Origin of the sequence: Nitratireductor rhodophyticola (assembly GCF_019891355.1) — a bacterium.
Lineage (GTDB): Bacteria > Pseudomonadota > Alphaproteobacteria > Rhizobiales > Rhizobiaceae > Nitratireductor > Nitratireductor rhodophyticola.
On sequence record NZ_JAHSSF010000003.1, the window covers coordinates 24,340 to 36,735 of the forward strand.

Annotated in this window: 14 protein-coding genes; 3 read left to right on the plus strand and 11 right to left on the minus strand. The window is 61.4% G+C overall.

Annotated features, from left to right (window positions below):
- Positions 1-3: 3 nt before the first annotated feature.
- From KUG85_RS11130 to KUG85_RS11150, 5 genes are all read right to left on the minus strand, one after another.
- Complete coding sequence (locus tag KUG85_RS11130) at positions 4-1,023, minus strand: ABC transporter ATP-binding protein (RefSeq protein WP_223005289.1); 1,020 nt, start codon at positions 1,021-1,023, stop codon at positions 4-6.
- Positions 1,020-1,916 carry an ABC transporter permease gene (locus KUG85_RS11135; RefSeq protein ID WP_083213120.1) on the minus strand — a complete coding sequence of 299 codons (897 nt, stop codon included), beginning with the start codon at positions 1,914-1,916 and terminating at the stop codon, positions 1,020-1,022. Before KUG85_RS11135 ends, KUG85_RS11130 begins: the two co-directional genes overlap by 4 nt.
- The gene (locus KUG85_RS11140; protein ID WP_065818244.1) at positions 1,909-2,886 is read right to left on the minus strand and encodes an ABC transporter permease; all 978 of its coding nucleotides are present in this window, start codon (positions 2,884-2,886) and stop codon (positions 1,909-1,911) included. Before KUG85_RS11140 ends, KUG85_RS11135 begins: the two co-directional genes overlap by 8 nt.
- Before the next feature lie 113 nt (positions 2,887-2,999).
- Positions 3,000-4,643 carry an ABC transporter substrate-binding protein gene (locus KUG85_RS11145; protein ID WP_223005290.1) on the minus strand — a complete coding sequence of 548 codons (1,644 nt, stop codon included), beginning with the start codon at positions 4,641-4,643 and terminating at the stop codon, positions 3,000-3,002.
- Between the two features lie 58 nt (positions 4,644-4,701).
- Positions 4,702-5,472, minus strand: a complete 771-nt coding sequence (locus tag KUG85_RS11150) for an aspartate/glutamate racemase family protein (protein WP_223005291.1) — start codon at positions 5,470-5,472, stop codon at positions 4,702-4,704.
- Positions 5,473-5,581: 109 nt separating this feature from the next.
- On the opposite strand from KUG85_RS11150, the gene KUG85_RS11155 reads away from it, so the two are divergent.
- Together KUG85_RS11155 and KUG85_RS11160 are read left to right on the plus strand one after the other, a co-directional pair.
- Positions 5,582-6,397: an IclR family transcriptional regulator gene (locus tag KUG85_RS11155; protein ID WP_223005292.1), complete on the plus strand. Its 816-nt coding sequence runs from the start codon at positions 5,582-5,584 to the stop codon at positions 6,395-6,397.
- Between the two features lie 189 nt (positions 6,398-6,586).
- Positions 6,587-8,314 (plus strand): M28 family peptidase, encoded by a 1,728-nt coding sequence (locus tag KUG85_RS11160; protein WP_223005293.1) that lies wholly within the window; start codon positions 6,587-6,589, stop codon positions 8,312-8,314.
- A gap of 115 nt (positions 8,315-8,429) precedes the next feature.
- Here KUG85_RS11160 and KUG85_RS11165 read toward each other — a convergent pair whose 3' ends face one another.
- The 4 genes from KUG85_RS11165 to KUG85_RS11180 are packed head-to-tail and all read right to left on the minus strand — an operon-like array spanning position 8,430 to position 10,749.
- On the minus strand, positions 8,430-8,855 hold the full coding sequence (locus KUG85_RS11165) for a DUF1178 family protein (RefSeq protein WP_223005294.1): 426 nt from the start codon (positions 8,853-8,855) through the stop codon (positions 8,430-8,432).
- The gene (locus tag KUG85_RS11170; protein WP_065818239.1) at positions 8,852-9,715 is read right to left on the minus strand and encodes a carbon-nitrogen hydrolase family protein; all 864 of its coding nucleotides are present in this window, start codon (positions 9,713-9,715) and stop codon (positions 8,852-8,854) included. Before KUG85_RS11170 ends, KUG85_RS11165 begins: the two co-directional genes overlap by 4 nt.
- Positions 9,712-9,978, minus strand: coding sequence for a glutaredoxin 3 (gene grxC / locus KUG85_RS11175; protein WP_065818238.1), 267 nt, complete (start codon positions 9,976-9,978; stop codon positions 9,712-9,714). Before grxC ends, KUG85_RS11170 begins: the two co-directional genes overlap by 4 nt.
- A gap of 27 nt (positions 9,979-10,005) precedes the next feature.
- Entirely contained in the window at positions 10,006-10,749 is a 744-nt protein-coding gene (locus KUG85_RS11180; RefSeq protein ID WP_255606381.1) for a ComF family protein, read from the minus strand.
- Between the two features lie 125 nt (positions 10,750-10,874).
- Here KUG85_RS11180 and KUG85_RS11185 point away from each other — a divergent pair, with 125 nt between their 5' ends.
- Entirely contained in the window at positions 10,875-11,744 is an 870-nt protein-coding gene (locus KUG85_RS11185; protein ID WP_223005296.1) for a methyltransferase domain-containing protein, read from the plus strand.
- Between the two features lie 20 nt (positions 11,745-11,764).
- Here KUG85_RS11185 and KUG85_RS11190 read toward each other — a convergent pair whose 3' ends face one another.
- Positions 11,765-11,932 carry a Flp family type IVb pilin gene (locus KUG85_RS11190; RefSeq protein ID WP_223005297.1) on the minus strand — a complete coding sequence of 56 codons (168 nt, stop codon included), beginning with the start codon at positions 11,930-11,932 and terminating at the stop codon, positions 11,765-11,767.
- 76 nt (positions 11,933-12,008) lie between these two features.
- Positions 12,009-12,329 carry a hypothetical protein gene (locus KUG85_RS11195; RefSeq protein WP_065818235.1) on the minus strand — a complete coding sequence of 107 codons (321 nt, stop codon included), beginning with the start codon at positions 12,327-12,329 and terminating at the stop codon, positions 12,009-12,011.
- Between the last annotated feature and the right edge of the window lie 67 nt (positions 12,330-12,396).

The following is a 12,396-nucleotide window of genomic DNA, read 5'->3' on the forward strand; positions in this document are numbered from 1 at the left end:
ACCTCATACGTCTGCGAGCCATGTTTCGGTGCGGGCAGCCTCCTGCCGCAGCTTCGCCGCTTCATCGGCCCGGTGGCAGCTGACGCGGTGGTCGGGTGCGGCCATGCCCAGCGCCGGCTGCTGCGTGGTGCAAGTCTCCACTGCGAATGGGCAGCGGGGCGCAAAGCGGCATCCCGGTGGCGGAAAGGCGAGATTGGGCGGCGCGCCCTCGATGGGCGTCAGCACGCCACTTGCCGCCCCCTTCAGATCGGGAAACGCATTGCGCAGTCCCATCGTGTAGGGATGCGACGGCTCCATCAGAACGGCATCCATCGGGCCGGCTTCGGCAATGCGCCCGGCATACATCACCACCGTCCGGTCACAGACATAGGCCACGACCGAGATGTCATGCGTGACGAGGATCACCGAAATACCCAGCATCGACTGTAGGTCGCGCAGCTGATCGAGGATCTGCCGCTGAACGATCACATCCAGCGCCGTTACCGGTTCATCGGCAATCACCAGCTTGGGATTGAGCGCAAGGGCCAGGGCGATGGCCACGCGCTGGCGCATGCCGCCGGAAAACTGATGCGGATAGTCGCCAAGCCTGCCGGCCTCGATGCCAACCATCTCGAACAGTTCTTCGCAGCGCGCCCGCGCTTGCCTGCGCCCCAGCCCACCGCGTCGCCGCAGCACCTCATTGAGTTGGTATTCGACCGTGTAGACGGGGTCGAGCGAGTTCATCGCGCTTTGCGGAATGAACGCGATGTCACGCCAGCGCAGCGCATTCATCTCGCGTTCCGGCAGCGCCGCGATATCCTGTCCATCGAACAGGATCTGACCGCCGGTAATGCTCGCATTGTCGGCGATCACCCTTGTCAGCGCTCTGGCGACGGTGGTCTTGCCGCAGCCGGACTCGCCGACAAGACCGACAATGGAGCCACGCGGCACGTCAAAACTCGCGCCGTCCACGGCATCGATAGAACCCTTGCCAACCTGATAGCTGACCTTGAGATCACGAACGGAAAGCAGTGTTTCAGTCATCGGCCAAGCTTCGGAAACAGGAGGTTTTCATAGCCACGGGTAATGAAGAAGCCCGCGGACACGACGAGGATGATGCAGACGCCGGGAGGCACGAACCAGTAGTAGGCCTGCTTCGCGAGCGCCTGGCTGGCGAAGGCGTCCTGCAGCATGTAGCCCCAGCTGATCGACTGGGGATCGCCAAAGCCGAGAAACGAAATCGACGCCTCCGTCAGAATGGCCCAGCCGATGGCGATGGACCCGTAAAGGAAGGAAAGCGGAAGGATGTTCGGCGCGATGTGCCGCAGAATGATCTTGAAATCCGACGAGCCGGAAACCCTTGCCGCATCCACATAGCTGCGGGAGCGCAGCGTCAGGACCTGGCTGCGGATCACCCGCCCCGTGTCGCGCCACAGAACGAGCGCCATGGCGATGACGACGTTCCAGATCGACGGTTCAAGGAAGGCGGCAAGCACGATGACGAAAGGCAGGAAGGGTATGCCGAACGCCACATCTGCCAGCCGCATCAAAAGCGCATCCACCCAGCCGCCGAAATAGCCGGAAACCAGCCCGACGATCGATCCGATCAGCGCCACCATGAAAGCCGCCGTCAGTCCGATCAAAAGGGCAGAACGCGTGCCGTAGACGATCTGGGAAAAGATATCCCGGCCAAGGCTGGTGGTGCCCAGAATGAAGCCGTCTTCACCCGGACGCAGATCCGCGGCCAGATCGTAATCGGGCGTGTAGAGGATCTCCGTCGGATCATAGGGCGCAATGGCGTCGGCGAAGATCGCGGTCAGAATGAAGATCGCGTAGATGGCAAGGCCGGCAACGGCGAAGGGGTCGTTCAGAGGCAGACGCAGGCTGCGAAAGAAGCGCGCGACGAAACCCGGCCTGGGAAGCGTGGTATCAAGCATGGCTGATCCTCGGGTCGAGCAGGGAATAAAGCAGGTCGGCGATGAGGTTCATCAGGATGACCACCACGGCGATCATCAGGAACGCGCCCTGCGCCAGCGGATAGTCGGACGCCGAAACGGCGTTGACGAGTTCGCGTCCAAGCCCCGGCCAGGAGAAAACGGATTCGACAACCACATTTCCCTGAAGCTGGTAGCCGACGGCGATGGCGAAAGATGTCATGACCGGCAAAAGCGCGTTGCGCGCCGCATGGCGCACCACGACCGACCAGTTGGACAGCCCCTTGATGCGCGCCATGGTGACGAAGTCTTCCTTCATCACATCCAGCATGTTCGAGCGCATCAGAAGAAGCGGCAGTCCCTGACTGTAGATCGCCAGTGTCAGGGCCGGCAGCGCCAGATAACTCAGGAACTCCCGCGATGTGTAAAGCGCCCACAGACTGTCATAGCTGGCGCCAGCCGGCCGCGTGCCGCCGGCAGGGAACCAGCCGAGCCAGAAGGAAAACACGGCAAGCAGCACCATCCCGAGCCAGAATTCAGGCATGGCGCGCGTTGTCAGAACCAGCGGAATTGCCGTGTTCTCCACGACGCTTCCGCGCCGCCAGGCAAGATAAGCGCCAGCAAGAATGCCGAACGTGTAGGCCACGATGAGCGAAGAAAAGGTGAGAATGAGCGTGTTGGGCAGGAGCGTCATCAACCGCTCTGCCACGGGCTCGCGATAGCGAAAGCTCTGGCCCAGCTCACCCTGCAGCAGATTGCCGAGATAGATGAGGTATTGCTCCCACAATGGCTTGTCGAGGCCGAACTGCGCCATCAGCGCTTCCTGCTGTTCCACAGTGAAGGTGGGGTCGATATAGGCCGCCATCGGATTGCCCGGCATCAGGCGGAACATGAGGAACAGGATCGTGACGACCGCCCAGAGGACGAGAGCGAGTTGCAGCGCTCTGCTGGCCATCGCCTTCAGATGGGACATGAAAAGGCTTCCCTTGTCTCGGCGCGAAAATTCTGGCCGCGTCGCCGCAGGGCGCGGCAGCGTGGCGCGTCGGGAGGAGACAGGCGCACCGTGACAGCGCGCCTGTCAGGGCATTACTCGGCCAGCGTTTCCTTCTGGTCGCCCGGATAATGCAGGCGGCCACCCTCGAGCGTGTAGCCGGCATCCTCAAGGATCTTCACCGCCACATCGTGGCCAGCCTCGAAGCCTTCGACCACCGCCGCATTGTGCCAGAAGCCCAGCGCAGGAGAGACAACGGAGTTGGAAGGCTCGGCGTAACCGCGATAGGCAGCCTTGACGATCAGGCGACGGTCCACGGCAGATGAAAGCGCGCGGCGGAATGCCGGATCATCGAAGGGCGGACGGCGGTTGTTGAACGCGACATACCGGAAGCCCATCTCGACGGTCGAAACGGTTTCCAGATCGCCATCCTGCTCAGCTGCCTGCAGCAGCACCTGCGGATCGCCGGAGAATTCGGCGAGGAAGTTGATCTCGCCGGAGCGCAGCATGCCCAGCGCCGCTTCAACATTCGGCACAATGCGCAGAATCCAGCGCTCGGCCTTCGGTGCGTTGAAGTGATCCGTGTTGGCGGAGAGAACGATTTCCTCATTGGTGAGCCAGCGTTCGAACCTGAACGGACCGGAACCGATGGGCATTTCTTCCTGATAGCTTTCCGCGTTCTCTTCCTTCGTCTTCAGATCGGCAATGATCGGCTCCCAGACATGTTTGGGAATGAGATTGATCTTCGCCAGGCTCGACGTGACGAACGAAGCCGCCGGCTGCTTGAGCGTGAAGGTGATCGTGGAACCGTCGATCGCGATGTTCTCGATATTGGTGGCGAATGGCGCATACATCGGCGCTTCACCGCTAACGGCGGTCTCGAAGGAGAACTTGACGTCTTCCGGCGTCACAGGCTCGCCGTCATGCCACTTCATGCCCTCGCGCAGCGTCACCGCGATGGTCTTGTCGTCTTTCCACTCATAGCTTTCGGCAGCCCAGGCCTTGGGCAGACCATCGGGGCCGACACGCACCAACCGATCATAGACCAGTTCGAACACCCAGCTGTCCACGCCGCCGGAGATGTAGAGCGGGTTGATCGCCTGCACATTGTCGCCGGAGTTGAGGATGATGTCCTTCTGTTCGCCAATCGGCGTCAGCGACATGAAAGTCCACGTGTTGCGAATGCCGATGCCGCTCTGCTCGACAACCGAGGCCGGATCCCAGACCGTCTTGTCGAACGCGAATGTCTGTTTTGGATGAACAAGCATCATGTTGGGCTGGTCGGCGGCGAGGATCTCCTGCGCCTTGTCGATCAGCTCCTTGCGTTTGGCTTCATCGATCTCCACCCGCTCGGCTTCAACGACCGTGTCGTATTCCGGGTTCAGGTAACCGATGAAGTTGTAGCCCTTGTCCGCCGTGGTCGAATGGAACAGGTTGAAGACGATCTCATCGGGGTCCGAGCGCTCGGGCCGACCGACCATCTGCCAGGCCGTGGCGTCCCAGTTGTCGCGCTGATACCAGACGACGTCAGACATCTGCTCCCAAGGCATCACCCGCACATTCACATCGAGACCGAGCTTGCGCCACTCCTGAGCAATGAGCTGGATCGACTGGAATTCCTGTGGCTGCGCCGCCTGCGGGCGGGTGAACAGGTCGATGGTTCTGATCTGATCGCCGGCAAATGCCGGCGTCCCGGCAAGAAGGGCGAGAAACGCGGTCGAGACAACCGCTCTGCGCATTGGTAACATCCTGCTTCTCCTCTGAAGATTTTTATCGTTGTCTTGTCGGCGTGCAGGTTCAGGCCACCCGCAGCGCCTCGAAGGACTGGCCGGCCCGCATCTTTGCGGGCATGGGATAGGCTGTCTTGGAGTGGGAGAGCCCCATGGAAACCAGCGTTTCCGCGTGCTTCAGCGCGGCCTTGCCGGCATTGATGGCCGGTGCGCCCACCGCGGAGGAAACCTCGTCCGCAAGATCCAGAAACGACATCGTCATGCAGCCGAACAACAGAGCGTCGGCACGGTCCTGCTTCACGCAGAGCGCTGCCGTCTCGATCAGCTTTTCGCGCGTCTGATCCGGATTTTTCATGAGATCCAGAACGGGAATGCCCGTGGCCCGCACGGAAGCGAGCTTTTCAAGGACACCGGCCCGGTAGGCAAGCAGCTCCTGCCCGGCCACCATGCTTTCGAAGATGGTCAACACGGAGAGCTTGTGCCCGAGGCTGGCAGCCAGAAGCAGCGAACTCTCGCAGGGCCCGACAACCGGCATGGTCGTCAGTTCACGCGCAGCCTCCAGGCCCGGATCGCCGAAACAGCCGATGATCGCAGCGTCAAACCCGTCACGTTCGCAACGCATGATCACGTCGATCGTGGCAGGAATGCACAGCGCCTCTTCATAGGCGGATTCGATTGATGCTGGTCCGTCCATAACATCGATGACCGACACTTCGGTGCCGGCGAATGCCCACGCATTCAGCAGCGCTTCGCGCCGCTTCATCTCCTTCAGCCCCATCGGCCCCTTGGACATTGGTCCCGGCACGACATAAGCAATGCGCATTTCATCGTCCCCCATTGTTTTATTGTATGAAACGTTGTTTCTTATTTCTGTGTAGTAAATCACAAATCTGCAATATTGCAACCGTGCAACAGACGACGATAATGCGAGAAACAGGAGCGCAGCCATGAACGAGACAGCCCCAAAGGACTACAGGATCGCCGCTGTCGACCGCGCATTGCTTGTCCTTGAAGCCCTCGCAGACCAGCCGGATCAGGGGGTGACGGCGCTCGCAAAATCGCTCGGCCTGACGAAGTCCATTGTCTTCCGCCTGCTGCATACGCTCGAAGAGCGGGGCTTCGTGTTCCGGGATCCTGAGCGCGCCGTCTATTCGCTCGGCTATCGGGTTGGCGTGCTGGGAGAACGTGTGGGCCGCGAAGGCAGCCTCCTGTCTGCTGCGCGGCCGGTGATGGATGCGCTGCGCGACCGGACCTCCGAGAACGTGAATCTCGTTGTGCGCGATGGATTGCGCTCGCTCGTTGTCGCGACGCGCGAGGGCCTGCATTCGATCCGCCTCTTCGCACAGGCGGGACGCAACGGCCCGCTTCACGCTGGCGGCGGTTCGCTCTGCATTCTCGCCTTCAGCGAGAAAAGCATCATCGACGAGGTGCTCGCCAGCCCGCTGGAAGCCTTTACTCCGTACACGATCACCGACCGCGAAAAGCTCCGGCAAGCGCTGGAACGCATTCGCGCGAACGGATGCAATGTCGCGATCAACGATCTCGATGAAGGCGCCTTCTCCGTTGCCGCCCCCATCATTGCGGCCGATGGCGACGTGATTGCAGCAATTTCCGTTGCCGGTGCGGTCGTGCGCTTCGATGAAGAGCGCCGCGAGGCTTACATGCAGGCCGCGCTGGCAGCAGCCGGTGAAATTTCGCAGCGCCTGTCGCTGCACCGTTCCGACAAGGACGAAACCGAGAGCAAAGCCCGCTCCGCCGGCTGAACCCAGCCCCAGAGCGCGATCAAAGAGCACGATAGAATCGCAAAATGTGCAGCCCGCTTCGGCGGGCTGTTTTCGTTTGCCTGGCTTGCCAATGCTTCGGCCAGCGCTTGCGGCCACGCAAACGCTCTGCTAGCTTCTTAATATAACGAAACGATGTTTCGCTGAATGAAACAAATGGGAGCTTCGCGCATGAACAATCTCGAAAAACAAATTCTCGATTCCGTCTCGCTTGACGAACCCTGGGGGCTGGTCGAGAGCTTTGCGACTTTCAAGCGCGAGCACCCCACCGATGTGAACCGCGGCATGGACGAAATTGTCTCACGGCTGCGCAGGCACGGTGTCGAGGTCACGGTTCATGAGCCGAGCCTCTATCTCAGCCTGCCCGGTCAGGCCCGCGTCGAGGCTGACGGCAAGACGTTCCGCGCCAAGCCGCCGGCATACAGCGTCGACGCCAGCAATGGCGTCACGGGCGAACTTGTCTATGTCGGCGCGTATCACAACGCGATGATCACCGACATGTTCGAGCAGAAGGTGGACACCACGCAGGAGCTCGCCGATCGCGTGCGCGGCAAGATCGTGATTTCCGAAGGTTTTGCGAGCCCCGGCCTGGTTTCCCAGTTCGAGGAAATCGGCGCCATCGGCGTTATCGGCATCAATCCCGGTGTCGACATCCACTGGGGCATCTGCACCAGCATCTGGGGCACGCCGGATCTGGACGACCTGCCGCGCAAGCCGAAGATCGCCGCAGCGGCGGTCAACAAGGATGACGGCGCGGCGCTGGTCGCCATCGCGGAAAAGGGCGGCAGCGTCACGCTGTTCACCGAGATGGAAGAGGGCTGGTTCACGTCGAAACTGCCGGAAGTCTTCATCAAGGGCACCGAAGAGCCGGAGAAATACGTCTTCCTGCACGGCCATCTCGACAGCTGGGATGTGGGCGTGGGCGACAACGCAACCGGTGATGCGAGCATGCTCGAAATCGCCCGCGTTCTCTGGGAAAATCGCGGTTCCCTGAAGCGCTCGGTGCGCATCTGCTGGTGGCCCGGCCACTCCACCGGACGCTATGCCGGTTCGACCTGGTTCTCCGACAATTTCGCGTTGGACCTCGAGCAGAATGCCGTTTCGCAGGTCAACTGCGACAGCCCGGGCTGCCGCTGGGCAACCGAATTCATCAATCTTTGCCGGATGAGCGAAACCGAAGACTTCCTCGCTGAAGTGATCGGCGAAGTGGCCGGCAAAACGATGGAAGGCGAGCGCCCGCACCGCGCCGGCGATTACTCCTTCAACAATATCGGCATTTCCAGCTACCTGATGCTGTCGTCGACCATGCCCGACGTCCTGCGCGAGGAGAAAGGCTATTACACGGTGGGCGGCTGCGGCGGCAACATTGCCTGGCACACCGAGAATGACACGCTGGAAATCGCAGACAAGGACATTCTCCTGCGCGACATCAAGGTCTATCTCCTGGCCGTTCTTCGCAATGCGAATGCCGAGATTCTGCCGTTTGACTGGCGCGCCACGGCGAAGGAATTCGCGCAGACCGTGGCCGAGTATCAGGCCAAGGCCGGCGACCGCTTTGACCTGTCGGCATCGAAGGAAGCGGTCGACGCGCTGGCTTCAACGCTCGACAGTTTCTATGCGGGCATCAAGTCCGGCAAAATCGACAGGGCAACGGCCAACACCGTGATCCAGGATCTCGCCCGCATCCTCGTGCCGATCAACTTCACTCGCGTGAATCGCTTCAGCCACGATCCGGCCCTGACGATCCCGCCTCTGCCTTCCATCGCAGCTGCAGCCGATCTGGACGATTTTGACGAGAACACGCTTGGTTTTGCGAAAACCCAGCTCGTTCGCGGACAAAACCGCCTCATCTCCGCCCTTCGTCAGGCGCAGCGTCATGTAGAGCTACTCGCGGGCTAAGCACCGTTGCTGCCGGACGAACCCGGCCGGCAGCGCACAAAAAGCATGGCCGACCGCTGCATCATTCATTGAGAGTGATGTAGCGGTGGCAACAAAGCCCGTCGCCTGAACCGCGTCAGTTCTGTTCTTCCGGGAAAAGTGGCAGCGGCATGAACTCGACGCCGTCTTCCACGAGCGACACGGCTTCTTCGGACGTCGCCTCGCCGTAAATGCCACGGGCCTCGGTTTCGCCGAAATGGATTTTGCGCGCTTCCTCGGCAAACCTGTCGCCGACATAGTCCGCGTTCTCCCGCACCTTGTTTGAAAGTTCCTTGAGCTGGGCCAGCGCCTTCTTTTGCTGCTCGCCCATGGCAAGGGCTATCTGTTCGCGCCGCTTTCCGGTGGAAACCGCCGGCGCCATCAGAGCCTTTTCCACGTTGCCGGAGCCGCAATGCGGGCATGAAACGAGACCGCGCTCCTTCTGACCATCGAAATCCGCATTGTTGCGAAACCATGCCTCGAACGCGTGGTCATGCTCACAGATCAGATTGAAACTGATCATGAGGCCTTCCTTTCAGCCGAGGCGCCACCCGAAACCCGCGCGACCGAAAAATCGCGCGCATTTTTCAGATTTGGAATCTTCGCGCGCGCGGCCGCCACCTGATCGAGATCGAGTTCGGCAATGGCAATGCCCGGTGCGTCCCCATCCACTTCGGCCAGCACCCGGCCCCATGGATCGACGATCAGCGAATGGCCATACGTCTCTCGCCCGTCCTCATGCAGGCCGCCCTGTGCAGCACTGATCATGAATGCGCCATTCTCGATGGCGCGAGACCGCACCAGCACATGCCAGTGCGCTTCACCGGTCTGGCGCGTAAACGCCGCCGGCGCGGTCAACACCTGGGCTTCGGCCCTTGCGAGCGCGCGGAAAAGCTGCGGAAAACGCAGATCGTAGCAGATGGCGAAGCCAAGCCGGCCAAAGGGAAGATCGGCCACCACCGCCCGTTCACCGGGCGCGTAGGTGGCTGATTCGCGCCAGCTCTCGCCATTGTCGAGATCCACATCGAACATGTGGAGCTTGTCATAGGTGGTGACGAGCTGGCCGTCGGGCGCAAAAAGAAAGGCGCGGTTCGCCACACGGCCATTATCCAGCGCAACAGCGGTTGAACCGAGATGCACAAAGATCGACAATTCCCGCGCAAGCGCCTGCGCCCGGTCGACCACAAGTGCCCCACGCTCTCCGGCGATCCGCGAGGCCAGATCTTCGCGGCCACGCACCAGAACGCCGGTCATTTCCGGGCTCTGCACATACTGCGCGCCCCGCCCCGCCGCTTCACGCACCAGAGCCTCGAAAGCGTCGGCATTCGCCTCCGGCTCCGTGCCGGAGCGCATCTGAAGGGCAGCGGCGACCAGCTTGCTCATGCCCGGACCTCCGTCAGCATCGCGTCGAGCTTTCCAGCACGCTCAAGCGCATGCAGCTCATCGCAGCCGCCCACATGGGTATCGCCGATGAAAATCTGCGGGAATGTAGAGCGGCCGTTTGCGCGCTGGATCATCTCCTGGCGCAACTCATTGGAAAAGCTTGCATCATGCTCCGTATAGGAGACGCCCTTGCTGTCGAGCAGGCGCTTGGCGGCACTGCAGAAACCACACATCATTCGCGTATAGATCGTCACATCGGCCATAGTCGGCTCCATACTCTTCTTGCAGGCTTATATAGGGCCTTGATCGTCTGCCCGGAAGTCCCCCGGCAGAACGCGCGCAAAGGTCAGGACATCGACACGGCGCGCGCCGGCCCGTTTCAGAACACGCGCTGCCGCGGCAACCGTAGCGCCTGTGGTGTAGACATCGTCCACCAGAATGATGCCGCGCGATTTGATCTGCGGCAGCGACGCATCAGGCACTCGAAAAGCCCCGCGCACATTGGCTTCGCGCTCGCGGGCACCCAGTCCGACCTGCTGGCGTGTGCGCCTGACGCGGACAAGCGCCTCGGGCGCATAATCGAGCCCGACTTCATGCGCAACGGCGCGCGCCAGTTCCGCCGACTGATTGAAGCGCCGCGCCAGAAAGCGGGCGCGATGCAGCGGCACGGGGATGACCAGATCGCCCTCGGGCAGGAGTTCGCCTCCGGCGCGCAGCATCCATCGGGCCATCCAGGGGGCAAGGTCCGTGCGATCACGGAATTTCAGCCCCTGCACCAGTTTGCGCGCGACGCCCTGATAGACGACAGCCGAGCGTGCCCGCGCAAACGGCGGAGGATTCGCAATCGCTTCGGCAGAAAGCATGTTTTCACCGAGATCGATGGAGAACGGCGTGCCCATCACGGGACACCATGGCCGCTCCAGAAACCGCAATCGCCCCCAGCAGGATGGACAAAGCGTCCCAGGTTCAGTCACGAGATTCGAACAGCCGAGACACACCGGTGGGAACAGCACACGCTGCAGCCAACCCGTCATCACGCTTGAAAATCGCGAGACTCCAGTCACCAGCTTCCCCCAAGCCGCCATTTCCCCAAAAGGCATTGCTCTTTGCCAGCATAGCGATTTTATGCGATGGCGCATCCTCAAACAGAGGACCCTGCATGGAACAGCTCTTCGACAGCGAACTCGCCCTTCTGCGCAAGAAACGGGCCCTGATGCAGGGCGATCCGGGCGCACGCTTCCTGATGCAGCGGGCCGCGGACGACCTCGAAGACCGGCTGGCGACCGTCGAACGGCAGTTCGAGCGTGCCGCCGCTGCGTTCTGCCTGACAGACGACGCTGCGCGCGCCATCCGCACGAGCGGCAAGACAGACGACATCACCCGCATTGAGGCAGATCCGGCTTTTCTCGAGAAGAACGGCATAATCGCAGATGTCGAGACGTTGCCGGCCGAACCCGGCAGTTTCGACCTCGTCGTCTCACTGCTCAGCCTGCACGAAGTGAACGACATTCCGGGAATGCTTTCGCAGATTCGACGCGCACTGAAGCCGGATGGACTGTTTCTGGGAGCCATGGCCGGCGCGGGCACGCTCCAGGAGTTGCGGGAAGCCCTTCTGGCGGCCGAGACGGAGCTCTCCCAGGGTGCCGCGCCGCGTGTCAGTCCCTTTGCCGATGTCCGTGACGTGGGCGGTCTTCTCCAGCGTGCTGGTTTTGCCCTGCCGGTGGCCGATCTCGAAACTGTCACCGTCCGCTATGCAACCATGTTCGACCTGATGCGCGATCTGCGTTCCATGGGCGCGACCAGCACCCTTGCGGCCCGCTCGCGCAGACCCGCAACCCGTGCGCTGTTCATGCGGGCCGCGCAGATCTATGCGGAACGGTTTTCCGACCCCGACGGCCGGATCAGGGCAACCTTCAACATTGTGTGGATGTCGGGCTGGGCACCGCACGAATCGCAACAGAAGCCGCTGGCTCCCGGCAGTGCCAAAATGTCTCTGAAAGAGGCGCTGGAAAAAAGCAACAGAAAGTGAGCGCAGCGCTTGCGGAGGCCTCAGGGATTGGTCGAACCTACCTGGTCGGCGACGTTGTTATAAGACGCCCTGAGCTCATTTCCGGTCTGTCGGGCACCGACGATGATGGCCAGCGAAATCAGCCCGGCGATCAATGCGTATTCGATCGCGGTTGCGCCTGACGTGTCCTTGAGAAAGTGCCTTCCCATCCGCGGGACTCCCCTGATTGAAGTGCGACCGTAGGATGAAAGCCTTAAGAAACCCTGAGAGCCGCCGGGAGGTTTGTCAGCAATCTCCGCTGTGCCGGCCGCTCTGGTGGATGACACACACAGAGTTCCGCGAAGGCTGAAGCACGCTGCGCCGGATCGTATAGTTTCGGCTGTCGCGCTTGGTGGAAGCGGTCGTAATGGGGTCTATGCCAAACGGCGCGCCTATCTGCGCAACATTTGAACGTGTGCGCTTTTCGGCAATCGGTGTCAGGACGAGTGCCAGCGCAACACCTGCCGTGCCAAACAGCAATGCAACCCGAAGCGCCCCCATGCCCATATGACCAGCGCGCACGGTCCAGCCCGCGCGCTCCATGTCGCCTGTCTCGCCGAACGTCATCACAGCCCTCGCCAGAAGGTTAAACCCAGCCGCGAATGCGGCGCGTCCCCACAATCAAATTGTCATT

Bases quoted from the DNA above. Each gene is read 5' to 3' on its own strand.
- KUG85_RS11170 (WP_065818239.1), bottom strand. From the start codon at position 9,715: ATGAGCAAGCTGGTCGCCGCTGCCCTTCAGATGCGCTCCGGCACGGAG.
- KUG85_RS11195 (WP_065818235.1), bottom strand. From the start codon at position 12,329: ATGACGTTCGGCGAGACAGGCGACATGGAGCGCGCGGGCTGGACCGTG.
- KUG85_RS11130 (WP_223005289.1), bottom strand. From the start codon at position 1,023: ATGACTGAAACACTGCTTTCCGTTCGTGATCTCAAGGTCAGCTATCAG.
- KUG85_RS11140 (WP_065818244.1), bottom strand. From the start codon at position 2,886: ATGTCCCATCTGAAGGCGATGGCCAGCAGAGCGCTGCAACTCGCTCTC.
- KUG85_RS11190 (WP_223005297.1), bottom strand. From the start codon at position 11,932: ATGGGAAGGCACTTTCTCAAGGACACGTCAGGCGCAACCGCGATCGAA.
- KUG85_RS11165 (WP_223005294.1), bottom strand. From the start codon at position 8,855: ATGATCAGTTTCAATCTGATCTGTGAGCATGACCACGCGTTCGAGGCA.
- KUG85_RS11160 (WP_223005293.1), top strand. From the start codon at position 6,587: ATGAACAATCTCGAAAAACAAATTCTCGATTCCGTCTCGCTTGACGAA.
- KUG85_RS11155 (WP_223005292.1), top strand. From the start codon at position 5,582: ATGAACGAGACAGCCCCAAAGGACTACAGGATCGCCGCTGTCGACCGC.
- KUG85_RS11145 (WP_223005290.1), bottom strand. From the start codon at position 4,643: ATGCGCAGAGCGGTTGTCTCGACCGCGTTTCTCGCCCTTCTTGCCGGG.
- KUG85_RS11150 (WP_223005291.1), bottom strand. From the start codon at position 5,472: ATGGGGGACGATGAAATGCGCATTGCTTATGTCGTGCCGGGACCAATG.
- KUG85_RS11185 (WP_223005296.1), top strand. From the start codon at position 10,875: ATGGAACAGCTCTTCGACAGCGAACTCGCCCTTCTGCGCAAGAAACGG.
- KUG85_RS11135 (WP_083213120.1), bottom strand. From the start codon at position 1,916: ATGCTTGATACCACGCTTCCCAGGCCGGGTTTCGTCGCGCGCTTCTTT.
- grxC (WP_065818238.1), bottom strand. From the start codon at position 9,978: ATGGCCGATGTGACGATCTATACGCGAATGATGTGTGGTTTCTGCAGT.
- KUG85_RS11180 (WP_255606381.1), bottom strand. From the start codon at position 10,749: ATGACGGGTTGGCTGCAGCGTGTGCTGTTCCCACCGGTGTGTCTCGGC.